This is a genomic window from Nocardia sp. NPDC004340, assembly GCF_053602575.1.
This window is the reverse complement of record NZ_JBSGDW010000002.1, coordinates 352,968-370,742: the sequence shown is the minus strand read 5'-3', so window position 1 is coordinate 370,742 and position 17,775 is coordinate 352,968. Positions and strand designations below refer to the sequence as shown.

17 protein-coding genes are annotated in these 17,775 nt (G+C 68.3%); 10 read left to right on the top strand and 7 right to left on the bottom strand.

Translation table 11 applies throughout. The features are described 5' to 3' along the window. Positions 1 to 873 (bottom strand): hypothetical protein, encoded by an 873-nt coding sequence (locus ACWEOI_RS09245; protein WP_433668243.1) that lies wholly within the window; start codon positions 871 to 873, stop codon positions 1 to 3. 288 nt (positions 874 to 1,161) lie between these two features. On the opposite strand from ACWEOI_RS09245, the gene ACWEOI_RS09240 reads away from it, so the two are divergent. Together ACWEOI_RS09240 and ACWEOI_RS09235 are read left to right on the top strand one after the other, a co-directional pair. Next, entirely contained in the window at positions 1,162 to 2,619 is a 1,458-nt protein-coding gene (locus tag ACWEOI_RS09240; protein ID WP_433668241.1) for an amino acid permease, read from the top strand. A 147-nt stretch (positions 2,620 to 2,766) separates the two neighbouring features. Then, positions 2,767 to 3,054, top strand: coding sequence for a hypothetical protein (locus ACWEOI_RS09235; RefSeq protein ID WP_357092367.1), 288 nt, complete (start codon positions 2,767 to 2,769; stop codon positions 3,052 to 3,054). 100 nt (positions 3,055 to 3,154) lie between these two features. Here the strand turns inward: ACWEOI_RS09235 and ACWEOI_RS09230 are convergent, their stop codons facing one another. Further along, a complete protein-coding gene (locus ACWEOI_RS09230; RefSeq protein ID WP_452359340.1) occupies positions 3,155 to 3,805 on the bottom strand; it encodes a DUF305 domain-containing protein in 651 nt (216 codons plus the stop codon). Between the two features lie 89 nt (positions 3,806 to 3,894). Further along, positions 3,895 to 4,365: a DUF6153 family protein gene (locus ACWEOI_RS09225; RefSeq protein WP_452359339.1), complete on the bottom strand. Its 471-nt coding sequence runs from the start codon at positions 4,363 to 4,365 to the stop codon at positions 3,895 to 3,897. 106 nt (positions 4,366 to 4,471) lie between these two features. On the opposite strand from ACWEOI_RS09225, the gene ACWEOI_RS09220 reads away from it, so the two are divergent. The 6 genes from ACWEOI_RS09220 to ACWEOI_RS09195 all read left to right on the top strand — a co-directional run bounded on the left by ACWEOI_RS09220 (position 4,472) and on the right by ACWEOI_RS09195 (position 11,847). Next, positions 4,472 to 5,389, top strand: a complete 918-nt coding sequence (locus tag ACWEOI_RS09220) for a ribonuclease Z (RefSeq protein ID WP_452359338.1) — start codon at positions 4,472 to 4,474, stop codon at positions 5,387 to 5,389. A gap of 59 nt (positions 5,390 to 5,448) precedes the next feature. After that, positions 5,449 to 7,125: a DUF885 domain-containing protein gene (locus ACWEOI_RS09215; protein WP_452359337.1), complete on the top strand. Its 1,677-nt coding sequence runs from the start codon at positions 5,449 to 5,451 to the stop codon at positions 7,123 to 7,125. Positions 7,126 to 7,232: 107 nt separating this feature from the next. Then, the gene (locus ACWEOI_RS09210; protein WP_452359336.1) at positions 7,233 to 8,660 is read left to right on the top strand and encodes an MDR family MFS transporter; all 1,428 of its coding nucleotides are present in this window, start codon (positions 7,233 to 7,235) and stop codon (positions 8,658 to 8,660) included. Positions 8,661 to 8,752: 92 nt separating this feature from the next. Beyond that, a complete protein-coding gene (locus tag ACWEOI_RS09205; RefSeq protein ID WP_452359335.1) occupies positions 8,753 to 9,901 on the top strand; it encodes a class I SAM-dependent methyltransferase in 1,149 nt (382 codons plus the stop codon). A gap of 14 nt (positions 9,902 to 9,915) precedes the next feature. Next, positions 9,916 to 10,842 (top strand): LLM class F420-dependent oxidoreductase, encoded by a 927-nt coding sequence (locus tag ACWEOI_RS09200; protein WP_452359574.1) that lies wholly within the window; start codon positions 9,916 to 9,918, stop codon positions 10,840 to 10,842. A 141-nt stretch (positions 10,843 to 10,983) separates the two neighbouring features. Continuing rightward, on the top strand, positions 10,984 to 11,847 hold the full coding sequence (locus ACWEOI_RS09195) for a Bax inhibitor-1/YccA family membrane protein (RefSeq protein WP_433668228.1): 864 nt from the start codon (positions 10,984 to 10,986) through the stop codon (positions 11,845 to 11,847). A 95-nt stretch (positions 11,848 to 11,942) separates the two neighbouring features. On the opposite strand, the gene ACWEOI_RS09190 is transcribed toward ACWEOI_RS09195, so the two are convergent. From ACWEOI_RS09190 to ACWEOI_RS09180, 3 genes are all read right to left on the bottom strand, one after another. Continuing rightward, positions 11,943 to 12,281 (bottom strand): DUF1330 domain-containing protein, encoded by a 339-nt coding sequence (locus ACWEOI_RS09190; RefSeq protein WP_433668226.1) that lies wholly within the window; start codon positions 12,279 to 12,281, stop codon positions 11,943 to 11,945. A 157-nt stretch (positions 12,282 to 12,438) separates the two neighbouring features. Continuing rightward, a complete protein-coding gene (locus tag ACWEOI_RS09185) occupies positions 12,439 to 13,656 on the bottom strand; it encodes an acetyl-CoA C-acetyltransferase (RefSeq protein WP_357280193.1) in 1,218 nt (405 codons plus the stop codon). Positions 13,657 to 13,772: 116 nt separating this feature from the next. Beyond that, entirely contained in the window at positions 13,773 to 14,237 is a 465-nt protein-coding gene (locus tag ACWEOI_RS09180) for a hypothetical protein (protein ID WP_433668224.1), read from the bottom strand. 81 nt (positions 14,238 to 14,318) lie between these two features. Between ACWEOI_RS09180 and ACWEOI_RS09175 the strand changes: the two genes are divergently transcribed. Then, a complete protein-coding gene (locus ACWEOI_RS09175) occupies positions 14,319 to 15,707 on the top strand; it encodes a cystathionine beta-synthase (protein WP_433668223.1) in 1,389 nt (462 codons plus the stop codon). A 91-nt stretch (positions 15,708 to 15,798) separates the two neighbouring features. Here the strand turns inward: ACWEOI_RS09175 and ACWEOI_RS09170 are convergent, their stop codons facing one another. Then, complete coding sequence (locus ACWEOI_RS09170; RefSeq protein WP_452359334.1) at positions 15,799 to 16,368, bottom strand: hypothetical protein; 570 nt, start codon at positions 16,366 to 16,368, stop codon at positions 15,799 to 15,801. A 731-nt stretch (positions 16,369 to 17,099) separates the two neighbouring features. Here ACWEOI_RS09170 and ACWEOI_RS09165 point away from each other — a divergent pair. Then, positions 17,100 to 17,747 (top strand): transglycosylase SLT domain-containing protein, encoded by a 648-nt coding sequence (locus ACWEOI_RS09165; RefSeq protein ID WP_433668221.1) that lies wholly within the window; start codon positions 17,100 to 17,102, stop codon positions 17,745 to 17,747. The last annotated feature ends 28 nt before the right edge of the window (positions 17,748 to 17,775 follow it).

Here is a 17,775-nt window from a genome sequence, read left to right as displayed (position 1 = left end):
CTACTGCAATCCCGCGATGCGGCGTTGTAGCCAGCGGCGGGCTTCCGTGTCCCGGGCGTGCACCAGAATCTTGCGGCGGCCGCCCGGGGAGAGCGCGGCCAGCAGGTGGGCCAAGCGCTTCCGGGTATCCCAGCTGAGCAGGTAGCGGACGGCGCCAGCGGTGGCGTGTTCGTCGGCCAGCTCCACCGCCCGCGCGAAATCGGCGTGGTCCTCCAGCAGTAGGAACTGCGCCGGAATGCGTTCGTGCGCAGGGTATCCCGAGTACCTCCCGGTGCCTCCGGCGAACCAGGCGCACAGTCGGAGGATTCGATCGACGGGATCCGGGTACGTCATGAGGAGCAGGGCGCGGGCCTCCTCCACCTGGGGCCCGGTCAGACCGCCGCCGGTGGTGGACGTATCCAGGAAGAGTCCGGCGAAGGGGATGAGCGGATCGGGAATCTCGGCCACCCAGCGGTATGCGATGCGGTCGCTCTCGGCCTGGCGCCGCTCGGCCGCGCGGAACTCCTGCAGCGGCACCGCGACGCCGCGCACCGCCAGCCATTCCAGTGAGCGCATCCCGTCCGCGAGCCGCGCGTCCTGCGGCCAGCCGGGCCAGCGGATCGAGTAGCCGTGATGCAGGGTCACGGAGGTGAGGGGGCGTTCGCCGGCGTCGAAGAAGTCGAGGACCACATCGCCCCAGCACATGCACACGAAGCCGGGCAGGTCGGAGACGCGCAGCGCCTCCCGCAGCGCTCGCACGGCAACCGGGTCGCGCTCCTCGATCAGGGTCGGCGCGTCGCCCGGCATCTCGCGGACCCGGACTCCCCGGGCGCCGGCCAGCACCCGGTCCAGCGCTTCGGGATCACCGCCCGTGGCCTGGCCCCCGACACCCATACCGAAACAGTAATCCGACCCGACGGTTCCCGGCGTGGCGCGGTGACGGCACGCAGGGACCTTGGTGTTGTCCAGCCGGTTGCTGAACTGGTACGTACCAGCCGATGCTACGGTTTCGTGTGATGCCGATAACTCCGGCCACCAGCGACGGCATACCGGTCGGGAGCCTGCCGGTGACCGATCGGTGAGAACTGCTTTGTTGCCGAGAAGCCAGATTTAGGAGAGATAGTGGCGCTATCGGACTCCCCGCGAGACACTGCCGGTCCCGCTGCCCCGCGCGGAAGCGGATTGTTCCGGACCAAGTCGGTCGAACAATCGATCCGCGACACCGACGATCCGGACGCCAAGCTCCGCAAGGATCTGACCTCGTGGGACCTCACGGTCTTCGGCGTCGCGGTCGTGGTCGGCGCGGGCATCTTCACCCTCACCGCGCGCACCGCGGGCAACATGGCCGGGCCCGCCGTCTCGCTGGCCTTCGTGTTCGCCGCCGTGGCCTGCGGCCTGGCCGCCCTCTGCTACGCCGAGTTCGCCTCGACCGTCCCGGTCGCGGGCAGCGCGTACACCTTCTCCTACGCCACCTTCGGTGAGCTCGTCGCCTGGATCATCGGCTGGGACCTGATCCTGGAATTCGCGCTCGGCACCTCGGTCGTGGCCAAGGGCTGGTCGCAGTATCTCGGCACGGTCCTGAACACCCAGCCCATCTGGCACATCGGATCGGTCAAGTTCGACTGGGGCGCGGTGCTGCTCATCGCCATCCTCGGCGTGCTGCTGGCCATGGGCACCAAGCTGTCCTCGCGCGTGTCCGCGGTCGCGGTCGCCATCAAACTGGCCGTCATCGCCCTGGTGGTCGTGGTCGGCGCGACCTACTTCAAGGCCTCCAACCTGAAGCCGTTCGTCCCCGAATCGGTCCCCAATGCCGACAGCGGCGCGAGCGCGGTGCACCAGACCCTGTTCCAGCTGGTCACCGGTGGCGGCAACAGTCACTTCGGCTGGTACGGCCTGCTCGCCGCGGCCTCCATCGTGTTCTTCGCGTTCATCGGCTTCGACGTGGTCGCCACCGCCGCCGAGGAGACCAAGGACCCCGCCCGCAATGTGCCGCGCGGCATCCTGGGCTCGCTGGCCATCGTGACCGTGCTGTACGTGGCCGTGTCGCTGGTGCTCACCGGCATGGTGTCCTACAAGGACCTGCAGGGCAACGACGCCACGCTCGCGACGGCTTTCGCCATCCACGGCGTCACCTGGGCCAAGAACCTCATCTCCATCGGCGCGCTGGCCGGTCTCACCACCGTCGTCATGGTGCTGTTCCTGGGCCAGACCCGCGTGCTGTTCGCCATGGCCCGCGACGGCCTGATGCCGCGCAAGCTCGCCCACACCGGCTCCAAGGGCACCCCGGTCCGGATCACCGCCATCGTCGGCGTGGTCTGCGCCGTGCTGGCCGGGTTCGTCGACTTCGGCACGCTCGAGGAAATGGTCAATATCGGCACGCTTTTCGCCTTCGTGCTGGTGTCCATCGGCGTGGTCGTGCTGCGCCGCACCCGCCCCGACCTGCCGCGCGGATTCCGGGTGCCGCTGGTGCCGCTCATCCCGATCCTGTCGGTGCTGGCCTGCGCGTGGCTGATGCTCAACCTGTCGGTGGAGACCTGGCTGCGGTTCGTCATCTGGATGGCGATCGGCATGGTCGTGTACTTCGCCTACGGGCGCCGGCACTCCCTGCTGAACAGCCGAGATGTGAAAACCGGTAGCTGATCGGGTGCTCAGGTTCGGTGCCGGTGGTGTGTCGTCACGGATTCACCTCCCGGAATGCGGTTCAATTGCTCTCGAATAGTGAGAGTTGTGCCACAAGTTCCGCCCATCAGCACCGCTTCAGCATCCCGAGAGGAACCGATCGTGAGCATGCTCCTCGCCGTGCATGACGCTTACACCTCGGTTGTCGCGCAGATCGGCAACCCCACCCCGGAGACGCCGCCGGTGGCGGACAAGCTGATGAAGCTGGTCCGCTACTTCACCTGGTTCACCATGCTGTCCGGCGTCACCGCCATCACCTACGGCGGCGGCCGGTTCGCCTGGGAGAAGTGGAGCGGCGGCGGGCTCGAGTCACCGAAGATGGTGGCCGGAGCCATGATCGGCGGCGCGACCGCCACCAGCGCCGGCACCATCATGAACGCTGTCATAGGCAGCTAGCAGGACAAATCTCGTAGCTCGGGTCCTCCGCCCCGAACGCCTGCGAGACGCCCCCGACGGGTGCGCCGGAAAACCGGCGCACCCGTTCGCGTTTCGACACCTAGCCCTGGGCCAGCATCTTGTTCATCTGATCGATCTCCTGCTGCTGGGCATCGACGATGGCCTGCGCCATGGCCTTCGAATCGGCGTTGGTGCCTTGCGTCAGTTCGGTGTTCGCCATGGTGATCGCGCCCTTGTGGTGCTCGATCATCATCTGCATCCACAGCTTGTCGAACTCGGGGCCGGACAGGCTCTCCAGCTTCGCCATCTGATCCTTGGTCATCATGCCGTCCATGCCCGCGTGGCCGCCCATGTCGGCGGACGGGGCGGGCTTGCCGAAACTCTGCAGCAGCGTGGTGATCTGCTGCATCTCCGGGGTCTGCGCCGCCTCCACGGCCTTGGCCAGGGTGAGCAGCTCCTGGTTCTGCGAGCGGGTCGGCACCAGCTTCGCCATCTCCACGGCCTGCGCGTGATGCGGGTACATCATCTGCAGGAAGGTCACGTCGGCGTCGTTGAAATCGCTGCGGGTGGCCGCCTGCGCCGAGGTGCTGGTCTTGCCGTGATCCATGCCGGGCATGGTCCCGTGATCCACGGCCGCGGTCGTGGTGGTGGCCTTCGAGCCCTCGTTGTCATTGCTGCTACAGCCCGCCGCGACGAGCGCGGTGGCGGCGGTGGCGGCGATCAGGGCGAACTCGAGACGGGTGCTGAACATGGTTGAACTCCTTGGGGTGTGGTGAGTGATCCGGATCCGGGCATGCCGAACTCCGCGTCCGCGCGAGGTAACGCGGCGCGGCGGGCCCATCAGATCCGCAGAATCGCCAGGTCGGCCAGGGAGAGAACCGTCCACGGAGGTGGACGGGCGGGGAATCCGCGCGGATGGCGCGGGGGCGAGACGAGCGTGTCGCGGCGGCCGGGTCCGGCCCAGGCCAGCAGCGCCAGCCCGAGGCCGAGCAGCAAGGCCGTCAGGACGAACAGGCAGCCGTGCATACCGGCGTGACCATTGCCGCAGTCACCGCCGCAGCCCGGCATGGACATGGACTGATCCATTGCCGACACCACGGCGATCGGTGCGGCCTCCAGCAGCGCGTCGGGCAGAGAGATCGGAGCATCGTGCGAATCGGCCATCGCGCTCATGGCGGAACCGGAATCGTGGCTCGTGCCGTCGTGGTTCATGCCGAACACGAGGGCGTGCATGGCCACCAATCCGGCCAGCAGTGCGAGCAGCCCGAAGGCCCGGATGAACCGGGTGCCGGGGGACCGTTGCTCGACCACCCGGACATTCTACTCACGCCGGTCATACCCCCTCTCGGTATCTCCGCCGGGACGCGCCGGACTCGCCGCCGCGAGGATCGGCGGGGCGGCCGGTAGCCTGGCGGCCGTGTCACAGCGCGAACTGGTCATTCTCGGAACGGCCAGCCAAGTACCGACCAAACAGCGCAACCACAACGGCTACCTGCTGCGCTGGGACCGCGAGGGCCTGCTGTTCGACCCGGGGGAGGGCACCCAGCGGCAGATGAGCTTCGCGGGCGTGGCCGCCAGCGGTATCACCCGCATCTGCGTCACCCACTTCCACGGCGACCACTGCTTCGGGCTGCCCGGTGTGCTCGGCCGCATCAGCCTCGACGGCGCGCTGCACCCGGTGGACGTCTACTTCCCCGCCTCGGGTGAAGTCTTCTACGAGCGGCTGGTCGACTCCTCCGCCCACAACCGCCAGGTCGAACTGCACCCGCACCCGATCACCGACAACGGCGAACTACCGCCACCGGGAGCCGATTTCACTCTGCGGGCCGCGCGACTCTCGCATCCGGTGGAGGCGTTCGGTTACCGCCTCGACGAGCCCGACAGTCTGCGCTTCATCCCCGAACGGCTGCGCGAACTGGGCCTGTCGGGTCCGGTCGTCGGCGAACTACAGCGCCGCGGTGAAGTCGAGATCGGCGGCCGCATCGTCACTCTCGACGAGGTGAGCGAGGCCAGACCGGGCCAGAGCTTCGCCTTCGTCATGGACACCCGCCTCTGCGACGGCGTGTACGACCTGGCCCAGGGTGTCGACATGCTCGTCATCGAGGCCACCTTCGTCGACGCCGACGAGAAGCTCGCCGTCGAATACGGCCATCTCACCGCGGGTCAGGCCGCTCGGGTCGCGGCCCGTGCCGGCGTCCGCACCCTCGTCCTCACCCACTACTCCCAGCGCTACCGCACCCTCGACCAGCATCTCGCCGACGCCCGAGCCCATTTCGACGGCGAGATCGTGGTGGCAGAGGACCTCATGCGAATCCCGGTGCCGCCCCGCCGCTGAGGGGTGCGAAGTTTCGCGGCGGCCCCGCCGCGGGGGCAGGCGCGGGCATGATGGTCGGCATGGACGCGCACAAGGAGCTCATCGCACTCGCCGACCGGTACTGGGACGCCATGCTGGAGTCCGCGCCCAGTGAGGCGACCCTGTTGGGGGACAGGCGATTCGATGATCGGATCGAGGATCTGTCGGCGGGGTCGGAGGAGCGGTTGCTCGGCACCTGGCGGGGGCTGCTCGCCGAGGTGGACGCGCTGGACGCGGCGGGGCTGAGTGCGGAGGACCGCACCACGCGGAGTCTGCTGCGGACCGAATTGGCTTCGGCGGTCTCGTATCTGGAGTGGCGGCCGGTGGAGATGGCCTCGGATCAGATGACCGGGGTGCACTCGTCCATGTTGACCATGGCGCCGCAGGTGAACGCGCCCGCGCCGGAGAACGCGCGCAATCTGGTGCTGCGGTATCGGCAGTTCGGGACCCTGATGGGGCAGGCTGTGGAGCGGTTCCGGGCGGGGCTCGCCGCGGGGCGCACGCCCGCGCACATCACCATCGAGCGGTCGATCAATCAGCTCGACGGGTATCTGTCCGCAAATCTGGCCGACGATCCCTTCGTCACCCTCGCCGGGCCCGCGGACTGGGATGGTGAAAACGCTTGGCGCGCCGAGCTGACCGAGGTCGCGCGCGATGTCATCCGTCCCGCGTTCGCCGCCTATCGGGAGGCGCTCGACACCGAGCTCCGGCCGGTCGCCCGCCCCGACGAGCGGCCCGGTCTGTGCTGGCTCGGCGACGACGGCGCGGACATCTACCGCCGCCTGCTGCAACGGCACACCACCCTGCCAGACCTCGGCGCGGACGAGATCCACCAGCTGGGCCTGGACGAATTGGCCAGGCTGCGGGCCGAATACGAGGAGATCGGCGGGCGCGAGTTCGGTCTCACCGACCAGACCGCCATCTTCGCCCGGCTGCGCGAGGACACGGCGCTGCGCTACACCGACGCCGCGGACATCATGTCCGACGCCCGCGCCTGCCTGGCGGCCGCCGAGGCCGAGATGCCCCGCTGGTTCGGCCGGTTGCCGCGCCAATCCTGCGACATCCTGCCCGTTCCCGACTTCCTGGCCGCCGACGCGCCCGCGGCCTACTACTTCCCCCCGGCCGCCGACGGCTCGCGTCCCGGCGCGTACTACGTCAACCTGCGCGAGCCCGGCACCCGCAACCGCTACGAGACCGCGGCTGTCGCCTACCACGAGGCGATTCCGGGCCACCACCTTCAGCTCACCATCGCCAACGAGCTCGATCACCTCCCGCCCTTCCAGCGAATGTCGTTCTCCAACACCGCCTTCGTCGAAGGCTGGGCGCTCTACACCGAACGCCTCGCCGACGAAATGGGCCTCTATCCCGACGACCTCGCCCGCATCGGCATGCTGGCCGCCGACTCCTGGCGCTCCTGCCGCCTGGTGGTGGACACCGGCCTGCACGCCAAGGGCTGGACCCGCCAGCAGGCCATCGACTTCATGGTCGCCAACGCCCCCGTCGGCGTCGAGGAGATCCGCGTCGAGATCGACCGCTACATCGCCATGCCCGGCCAGGCCGTCGCCTACAAGGTCGGTCAGCTCGAGATCCGCCGCCAGCGCGCGCAGGTCGCCGACCGCCTGGGAACCGCCTTCGACATCAAGGCCTTCCACGACAAGGTCCTCGGCGCCGGCTCGGTCAGCCTGCCGGTCCTCCGCGACCTGGCGGCCACCCTCTGATCCGCCAGATGTGGCGGGGCATTCGCGCCGGGAACCGGGAGGGGGAATAGCGGACCGGGCGGTGCGTTCGACTCCATGGTGAGTCGGGTTGTGGAGAGGGGTTGCCGGTGACGGCTACGGATGTGAAGTCGTCGATCGGATTGCGGTCGGAGCGTGGGCCGATCCTGGCCGCGTTGATGTTGTCGACGTCGCTGGTGGCGCTGGACTCCACGGTGATCGCCACCGCGGTGCTCACCATCACCGACCAGCTCGGCGGATTCGCGCAGTTCCCTTGGCTGTTCAGCATCTATCTGCTGGCGCAGGCGGTGACCGTGCCGATCTACGGCAAGCTCGCCGACATGGTGGGGCGGAAACCGGTGATGTTGTTCGGGATCGGGGTTTTCGCGCTCGGGTCGCTGCTGTGCGGGCTCGCCACCAGCATGCTCGGGCTCATCGTGTTCCGGGCGGTGCAGGGCATCGGGGCGGGCGCGGTCAGCCCGATCGCGATGACCATCGCCGGCGACGTCTACACCGTGCAGGAGCGGGCCAAGGTGCAGGCGTACCTGGCCAGTGTGTGGGCGACCTCCTCGGTGGTGGGTCCGCTGCTGGGCGGGGTGTTCTCCGAATACGTCAGCTGGCGGTGGATCTTCCTGGTCAACCTGCCGCTGGCAGCGTTGGCCGGTTGGATGATCCAGCGCAAGTTCACCGAACGCGCTCCGCGGCAGAGCCATCGGATCGACTATCTCGGAGCCGGGCTGCTGACGGTCGGTGCGGGCGCGCTGATTCTGGCGCTGCTCGAGGGCGGGCAGGCCTGGGCCTGGGGTTCGGCCGTGAGCCTGGCGCTGTTCGGCGGCGGCGCGGCGACGCTGGTGGCGTTCGCGCGGGTGGAGCGGCGGGCCGCGAATCCGATTCTGCCGCTGTGGATCTTCACCCGCCGCGTGGTGATGGCCAGCAGCCTGGTCTCCCTGCTGGTCGGCGCGATCCTGCTGGGGCTCACCTCGTATGTGCCGACCTTCGCCCAGGGCGTGCTGGGCAGCGGCGCGATGATCGCCGGACTCACCGTGGGCGCGCTCACGCTCGGCTGGCCGCTGGCGGCGTCCCAGGCCGGGAAGGTGTACCTGCGCATAGGCTTCCGATCGACCGCCATGATCGGCACCGTCCTCGCCACCGTGGGCGCGGCGTCACTGCTGCTGGTGGGCGCCGGCTCGAGCCTGGCGCAGGTGGCCATCGGCTGCTTCATCGTCGGGATGGGCATGGGCCTGGTCGCCACCCCGACCCTGATCGCGGCGCAGTCGCAGAGCGAATGGTCCGAGCGCGGTGTGGTGACCGCCACCAATATGTTCGCCCGTTCGCTGGGCAGCGCGGTCGGGGTGGCCGTGTTCGGCGCGGTCGTCAACGCGCGCCTGGGCGACGCCGACCATCCGGCCGCGGCCGATCTCGCGCCCGCGGTGCATCTGGTCTTCGTCGGCGTGGCCATGATGGCGGCGGTCATGATCGGGGCGGCCGCGTTCATGCCGCGGGGCGACGGGAGCGCGGCGGAAATCCATTCGGCGTGAACGAGAATTGCGCACAGGTCATTTCATTTCGGTAAAAGGCCACCGGCGGTGCCGAATGGAATAGCCCGGCAATGATCTAGCACACTGTAGGTGTGGTTGAGGTCGAGGACGTATTGCGCCGGCTGCGGCGGTATCCGGATGTCGAAGCGGTGAACCTGTACGCGGTCGATGCCGCTGACCGGCTCATGCTGGATGTCGCCGCCGATTCGCTGGCCGCCGTGGGAGACCAGCGGGTGGCGGTGATCGACGACGGCTACGGCGCGTTGACGCTCGGCGCGATCGCCGCGCACGACCTGCGCGGCGTGCGCGTGCATCAGGATTTGCTGACCGGAGAATTGGCGCTCGCCAACAATGCCCGAATTGTCGGACTATCCGAGCGCTATTCCGTCGAGGAATTGGGCCCGGACCTCCTCACCGATGTGCGCGTGGTGCTGTGGCGGCTGCCGCGCGCCCTGTCCGGCCTGGCCGAGACCGCCGACGCCATCGCGCGTTTCGCGCTGCCCGAGGTGGAGGTCTTCGCCGGCGGCCGCGACAAGTACCTGACCCCGGCCATGAACGAGGTGCTGGCCGAATCCTTCGGCTCGGTGCGCGCCAGCCGCGGCCGTCAGAAGTCCCGCATCCTGCTCGCGGCCGATCCCAAACCCGTTGGTGAACCCCGCTTTCCGGTGCGCAACCGCCTCGACGAACAGGACCTGGAGGTGGTCGCGCACGGTGCGGCCTTCTCCGGCCCGCGCCTGGACATCGGCACCCGCTTCCTGCTCGACCACCTGCGCCGGATGAAGCCCGATGCCCGTGACGCCATCGATCTGGGTTGCGGCACCGGCATTCTCGCGGTCGCCCTGGCCAAGGCCCGCCCCGGCATTCGGGTTACAGCGACCGACCAGTCCGCCGCCGCCATCGCCTCCACCCGCGCCACCGTCGCCGCCAACGATGTCGCCGACCGGGTCACCGTGCTGCGCGACGACGCCATGTCCAGCGCCCCGGACAACAGCGCCGACCTGGTGCTGTGCAATCCGCCCTTCCACATCGGCGCGGCCGTGCACACCGGTTCGGCCATCAAGATGTTCCAGCAGGCCGGCCGCGTCCTGCGCCCCGGCGGCGAACTCTGGACCGTCTACAACACGCACCTGAACTACCGCAGCGTCATGGAGCGCATGGTCGGCAGAACCGATGTGATGGGCCGCAATCGCAAATTCACCGTGACCCGGTCGGTGTGTGGTCTGCGCGACGCCGAACAATAGGGTTCATGGGACGAATCGATCTTCGAATCTTCACCGAACCCCAGCAGGGCGCGTCCTACGACACCCTGCGCACGGTCGCCAAGGCCGCCGAGGACCTCGGCTATGACGCCTTCTTCCGCTCGGACCACTACCTGAAGATGGGCGACGCGGACGGCCTGCCCGGCCCCACCGACGCCTGGATCACCCTGGCCGGGCTGGCCCGCGAGACAAGCCGCATCCGGCTGGGCACCCTGGTCACCTCGGCGACCTTCCGGCACCCGGGCGTGCTGGCCATCGAGGTGGCCCAGGTCGACGCCATGTCCGGCGGCCGCGTCGAATTCGGTTTCGGCGCGGGCTGGTTCGAGGCCGAACACGCCGCCTACGGCATCCCGTTCCCGGCCGCGAAGTTCCCGCGCTTCGAGGAGCAGCTGGCCATCGTCACCGGCCTGTGGTCGACGCCGGTGGGGGAGACCTTCTCCTTCGCGGGCGAGCACTACACCCTCACCGATTCCCCGGCGCTGCCCAAGCCCGCGCAGGACCGGGTCCCGGTCATCATCGGCGGCATGGGCGCCAAGCGGACCCCGCGCCTGGCCGCGCGGTACGCGACCGAGTTCAATGTGCCGTTCCAGTCCGCCGAGGCCAGCGCCGACCAGTTCGATCGGGTCCGCATGGCGGCCAAGGACATCGGCCGCGATCCCGCGGACATCACCTTCTCCAACGCCCTGGTCGCCTGTGTCAGCGCGAGTGACGCCGAGGTGGCGCGGCGGGCGGCCGCCATCGGGCGCGAGGTGGACGAGCTGCGGGCCAACGGCCTGGCGGGCAGCCCGGACGAGGTGGTCGACAAGCTCGGCCGCTACGCGGAGATCGCCGGGACGCGCCGGGTCTACCTGCAGGTGCTGGACCTGTCGGATCTGGATCACCTGGAGCTGATCGCCACTCGTGTGATGGGTCAACTGAACTGATCCTTCGGTAAAGCTGAGGTAAAGTCCGTTTGGTCTGATCTGGTGGGGTTCGGGAACTCCGGGCCCCCACCACGCGTTGGACGAGTAGCTTCACTGGCCACGACCGACGTGAGCCGCGACTCCAGAAAGGGACGCACGGAAATGCGCTCCACATCCAACCCGGTCTTCCGGAACTTGCAGCCGCAGCAGGGCGGCTATGCCGGCTTCGGCTCGGCGCCTGGAGCCGGACAGTTCCCCAACAACCAGTACGGCCAGCAGCCGCCGCAGTACCCGGGCGGGTACCAGCAGCCCTACCAGCCGGCCGTGCCGACCACCCGTCCGATGACCATCGACGATGTCGTCCAGAAGACCGGCATCACCCTCGGCGTGGTCACCCTGACGGCGATCCTGTCCTACGCGCTCACCTCGGCCAACCACGGCCTCGCCATGCTGTTCCTGTTGGTCGGCGGTCTCGGCGGCTTCGCGCTCGCCATGATCATGACCTTCGGCCGCAAGCAGGACAACCCGGCGCTGGTGCTCAGCTACGCGGCGCTGGAAGGCCTGCTGCTGGGCTCGTTCTCGTTCCTGTTCACCAATGTGCAGATCGGCGGAGTCGGTGGCTCGGGCCTGATCGCGCAGGCGGTGCTCGGCACCTTCGGCGTGTTCTTCGGCATGCTCGTGGTCTACAAGACCGGCGCGATCCGCGTCACCCCGCGCTTCACCCGCATGATCGTCGGCGCCATGATCGGCATCCTGGTGCTCATGCTCGGCAATCTGGTCGCAGGCTTCTTCACCTCGGGCGGCTTCGGCCTGCGTGACGGCGGCCCGCTGGCCATCGTCTTCAGCCTCGTGGTCATCGGTGTCGCGGCCTTCAGCTTCCTGCTGGACTTCGACGCCGCCGACCAGCTCATCCGGGCCCAGGCTCCGGAGAAGGCGGCCTGGGGCGTGGCGTTCGGCCTGACCGTCACCCTGGTCTGGCTGTACCTCGAGATCCTGCGCCTGCTGAGCTACTTCCAGGACCGGTAGTCCGGAAGGGCTGACGGACAGCTGAATACGCGAGTGGGCGGGCATCGGGAATCCGGTGCCCGCCCACTGCTGTGTAGCCAAGCCTGAGAACAGCTTCACTCGTTGGTCACCACCTCCTTCAGCACGTCGGTGGCGACGTGATCCGCGCCGCAGTGGTCGGCGAGGATCGCGATGCTGGAGCAGTTCCGCACGCGCAGCGGCAGGATCGCCTGATAGGCGTCCGACTCGTACCAGTCGACAACGGCCTGGTGGTCGGGGAATTCGATGACGATGGCGATCGCGTCGACCGGGCCCTCGATGACCCGCTGGGTGCCGCCGTGGACGATGAACCTGCCGCCGAACGGTTCCAGCGTGGAGTCGATGCGCTCCAGGTATTCCACGATGTCGGCGTTGAGGTCCACGTCCCACAGATTGGCGATGGCGTAACCGGGCATTTCGAGCTCCTCGATCGGATTGCTGTGCTGCCCTTGATGTTTCCGCCAACGCGGAACGAAGTCGATTACCTGCCGGGTAATGCCGCCGGTCCGGCCCGGGAAAACGAAACGGGCCGCCCGACCGTGAGGTCGAGCGGCCCGCGTCAGTGCCGAGTGATCAGCTCAGGCGCTCGATGATCATCGCCATGCCCTGGCCGCCACCGACACACATGGTCTCCAGACCGAACTGCTTGTCGTGGGTCTGCAGGTTGTTGATGAGGGTCGCGGTGATGCGGGCGCCGGTCATACCGAACGGGTGGCCCAGGGCGATGGCGCCACCGGACACGTTCAGCTTGTCCTCGTCCATGTTCAGCTCGCGAGCCGAACCCAGGACCTGAACGGCGAAGGCCTCGTTGATCTCGTACAGGTCGAGGTCGTTGATGGTCATGTTCGCGTTCTTCAGGGTGTTGCGCACAGCCTCGATCGGGCCCAGGCCCATGACCTCGGGCGACAGGCCGGAGACGCCGGTGGCCACGACGCGGGCCAGCGGGGTCAGACCCAGGGCCTTGGCCTTGGTGTCGGACATGACGACCAGCGCCGCCGCACCGTCGTTCAGCGGACAGGCGTTACCGGCGGTGATGGTGCCGTTCTCGCGGAAGACCGGCTTCAGCTGCGAGATCTTCTCGTAGGAGGTGCCGGCGCGCGGGCCGTCGTCGGTGGTGACGACGGTGCCGTCGGGCAGGGTCACCGGGGTGATCTCACGCTCGAAGAAGCCGGCCTTGATGGCCTCCTCGGCGCGGTTCTGCGAACGCACGCCCCAGTGGTCCTGGTCCTCGCGGGAGATGCCGGTGAAGGTGGCGACGTTCTCGGCGGTCTCACCCATGGCGATGTAGACGTCCGGGAGCAGGCCCTCGGCGCGCGGGTCGGTCCAGGTGGCGTTGGAGGCCTTGGTCGCCTGGGTGCGGGCCTCGGCGTCGGCGAAGCGCGGGTTGTGGCTGTCCGGCCAGCCGTCCGCGGTGCCCTTCGGGAAGTTGGAGACGGTCTCGACACCGGCCGAGATGAACACGTCGCCCTCGCCCGCCTTGATGGCGTGGAACGCCATGCGGGTGGTCATCAGCGAGGAGGAGCAGTAGCGGTTGACGGTGACGCCCGGCAGGGAGTCGTAGCCGAGCTGCACGGCGACCGAGCGCGCGATGTTGAAACCGGCGTAACCGGCGGGCTGGCCGCAGCCCAGCAGCAGGTCGTTCACATCGTTGACGTCCAGGCCCGGCACCTTGTCCAGGGCGGCCTGCACCATCTGCGCGGCCAGATCGTCCGGTCGCATGCTCACCAGAGAACCCTTGCCGGCGCGGCCGATCGGCGAGCGGGCGTACGAAACGATGACGGCCTCAGCCATGAGGACTCCTTTTTTGCTGGGGTGATCCTCTTCGAATTTACGACGGGTGTGTTGAGCGTCCTACATCCGGTATGCCCGTATCCCATCCACTGGTCTGTGGGATATCGCTCACTCGGTCAGGCGGGCACGTCGAAAGCGCTGTGGGACGGGATGTTCGCCATGTCGGTGTAGACGGTGACGACGATGTGGCCGGGTCCGGTGTCCTGGAACAACGCGTAGTGCTCGCTGCCGTAGAAGCCGGCGAGGACGGGAACTCGATATTCGCCGGCGGCGCCGGTGTTCATATTGCGCCAGGCGACGGTGGCGGTGGTCTCACACATCGGAGCGAAGGAGAACTCGCCCGGATCGAACCCGGCGACCGGCAGCGCCTGCACGCTCAAGATCGCCCGGCCCGGCCACTGCGGGCTGGTGTCGGCCCAGGATCGGATATTGCCGCCGCACAGCATCGCATCGTGGTACATGCTCGGGACCTGCGGAAACTCGATGGTTCCGGCGTGGGCGGGAGCGGCGGAGATGATCATGGTCGTGCTGCCGAGAACGGTCAGCAGGGAGGCGGCGGCCAAGCTCGTCGGCATCCTCATGGGGCGATGGTAATTTCCGGCAAGCGTGATATCGCCGACGTGCGCGAAGGCCCGCATCTCCTTTCTGCAACGATGATGGGTATGCGCATCGCTAACCATGTCGTCGATCTGATCGGAAACACCCCGCTCGTCCGGTTGAACTCCGTGGTGGGGCCGAACTCGGGACTGGTGGCGGCGAAGGTCGAATACCTCAACCCGGGCGGCAGCTCGAAGGACCGCATCGCCGTCAAGATGATCGACGCCGCCGAGAAGGCCGGGCTGCTGAAGCCCGGCGGCACGATCGTCGAACCGACCTCCGGCAATACCGGTGTGGGCCTGGCCCTGGTCGCGCAGCAGCGCGGCTACAAGACCGTGTTCGTCTGCCCGGACAAGGTCAGCGAGGACAAGCGCAACGTGCTGCGCGCCTACGGCGCCGAGGTCGTGGTCTGCCCGACCGCGGTCGCGCCGGAGGACCCGGACAGCTACTACAACGTCTCCGACCGCCTGGTCCGCGAGATCCCGGGCGCCTGGAAGCCGGACCAGTACTCCAACCCGGGCGGCCCGGAATCGCACTACGAGACCACCGGTCCCGAGATCTGGCGCGACACCGAGGGCAAGATCACCCACTTCGTGGCGGGCGTCGGCACCGGCGGCACCATCACCGGCACCGGCCGGTACCTCAAGGAGATCTCCGGCGGCAAGGTCAAGATCGTCGGCGCGGACCCGGAGGGCTCGGTCTACTCCGGCGGCACCGGCCGCCCGTACCTGGTCGAGGGTGTCGGTGAGGACTTCTGGCCGACCGCCTACGACCCGGCCATCCCGGACGAGATCATCGCCGTCTCCGACGCCGACTCCTTCGAGATGACCCGCCGCCTGGCCCGCGAGGAGGGCCTGCTGGTCGGCGGCTCCTGCGGTATGGCCGTGGTCGCGGCGCTCAAGGTCGCCGAGCGCGACCCGGACGCCGTGGTGGTCGTGCTGCTGCCGGACGGCGGCCGCGGCTACCTGTCGAAGATCTTCAACGACCAGTGGATGAGCTCCTACGGCTTCCTGCGTTCGCGCCTGGACGGCACCGCCAGCGAGGTGCACGTGGGCGACGTGCTGCGTGGCAAGTCCGGTGAGCTGCCGGACCTGGTGCACACCCACCCGCAGGAGACCCTGCGCGACGCCATCGAGATCCTGCGCGAGTACGGCGTCTCGCAGATGCCGGTCGTCGGCGCGGAGCCGCCGGTGATGGCGGGCGAGGTCGCCGGCTCGGTCACCGAGCGCGATCTGCTCTCGGCCGTGTTCGAGGGCCGCGCCAAGCTGACCGACCCGGTCTCCATGCACATGAGCCCGGCCTTCCCGCTGATCGGCGCGGGCGAGCTGGTCTCGGCCGCGACCAAGCTGCTCGAGAGCACCGACGCCCTGATGGTGGTCGAGGACGGCAAGCCGGTCGGCGTCATCACCCGCCACGACCTGCTGGGCTTCCTGAGCACCGACGTGCTGGTCTAGCCGACCGCGAAGTCTCACCGCCCGCCGGAACCGTGAAGGTTCCGGCGGGCGGTTCGTCTTGTGCTCGACCAGTAATGCGGCTGCTGGTGAATTATGGTGCGGGACAAGCAGATCCACCCGCGCGGCCGAGGTCGTGCAGCAGGGCGGCGGCGCGCAGGCTCGCCCGATCGGCGGCGGTCAGGCCCGCGAGTTCGCCTGCGGCGTCGGCGAGTTCGGCCACGTGCGCCGAATGTCCCAGCAGGTAGCGGCCTTTCAGATCCACCACGATGGACAGGGACCGACACAGATGATCGCGGTCCTGCGGCCGGATCACGGTGGGCAGCCCGGGTTCGGCGCTCACCACCGCGGTCAGCAGGTCCGGTTGGTCCAGTACGCCCCAGACGGCGTCCGGGTCGGCGGCGAACACCGCCACGAGGTCGGGATCCAGGTGTCCGCCCGCGCGGCGGCGCAGCTCTGCCAGACTCGCCGCCCGGTCGCGGTCGCGGCCGCGGCAGGCGAGCATGGCCTGTTCGGCCAGGTGCAGGATGCGGCCCGGCAGCGAGAGCTGGTCCCCGCGGCGCCGATCGGGTGCGCCGAGGCCGGTCCCAGCGTGCCTTGACCTCGGTGAGGCCAGGACGGCCGCCTCCGGCCGCCCCAGGCGTGGTCCCAGCGCCCGGCTCACCTCGCAGACCGAGCGGACCGCGACGGGCGCGCCCTCGGGCGATTCGGTCGCATAACGGTGAGCGACAGGGCCGCCAGCACCTCGGTGACCTGGATGGATGCCATGTTCCGACGCTAATCGGCGCGGTACATCGTTGCGGGGTCTTTATCGGCCGTGAGAACTGCGACGTGTGTGATTTGAGATAACTGATGTGATTTGCTGGACCGTTACCAAACGCATCCGAAACGACGGTAAACGCCGCGAAATATGCCAAATGTCGGTATATCGCGATCGGAGGGCGAAATTGTTCTGTGATCTGAAACACTTAACGGTTTCAATTGAATCACCAGGTCACCGCATGTATTAATGCAGGTCCCGGACGTGCATCTGAGGCCAGTTCACTTTTCGTTAACCTTTGATTCAAGCTGTGTTCACTATGCGCAACCAAGCTGTGACCTTGTCGGAAACAGACCGCAAGTCTGGATGGCGCAAGGAGATGTGAACACACATGCGGAACGTGATCACCACATCGGTGCGCTGAGGGCCACGGCCGGGAGGCCGTCGTCCTCGCTGCAGCCCTCTAGGTAGGGCGCCAATTCAATTGACCCGTAACGGGTTTCACAACAGCATCCACAACAGCCCGCAGTGTGCAGGTGAGCGTCGGTAGACGCCCGCGTGACCAAGCGCTGCCATTTCAGGCCCGCGAGCCCGAAACCGAACAGGAATCCAAATTCGCCATGCCCAAGAATGTTATGTCTGCTCTCAGTGACCCTGCCAAACGTAGCAAGGTAGTTGCCACCGCTCGGACGGCCGGTGCCGCCGCTCTCGCCCTCGGCGTGTTCGGCTCCATCTTCACCGCCGCCGGCGCCGCCAACGGTGATGTCGAGCCCGCTGCGCTGAAGCAGACCCTGGCCGCCGCCACCGCGCCCGCCGCGGCCGTCAAGTTCGCGTCGGCCGGCGAGCACCAGGCCGCCGCTCCGGCTCCGGCCCCCATGCCGGCCCCGCAGCCCGAGGTGGCCCCCGCGCCCGCTCCCGCTCCCGAGGCGGCCCCGGCCCCGGCCCCCGCGCCGCCGGTCTACGCCGACAACCTGGACGGCTGGATCCGCCAGGCGCTGGACATCATGGCCCAGCGCGGCATCCCCGGCAGCTACGACGGCATCTTCCGCAATATCATCCGGGAGTCCAGCGGCAACCCGCAGGCGATCAACCTGTACGACTCGAACGCCGCCATGGGCATCCCGTCCAAGGGCCTGCTGCAGGTGATCGACCCGACCTTCGCCGCCTACCACGTCGACGGCACCCCCTTCGACGTCTGGGATCCGGTCGCCAACATCGTCGCCGCTTGCAACTACGCGGCGCACCGCTACGGCTCGATGGACAACGTCAACAGCGCGTACTGATCCACCGCTCCGGCGTTCGACGACACAC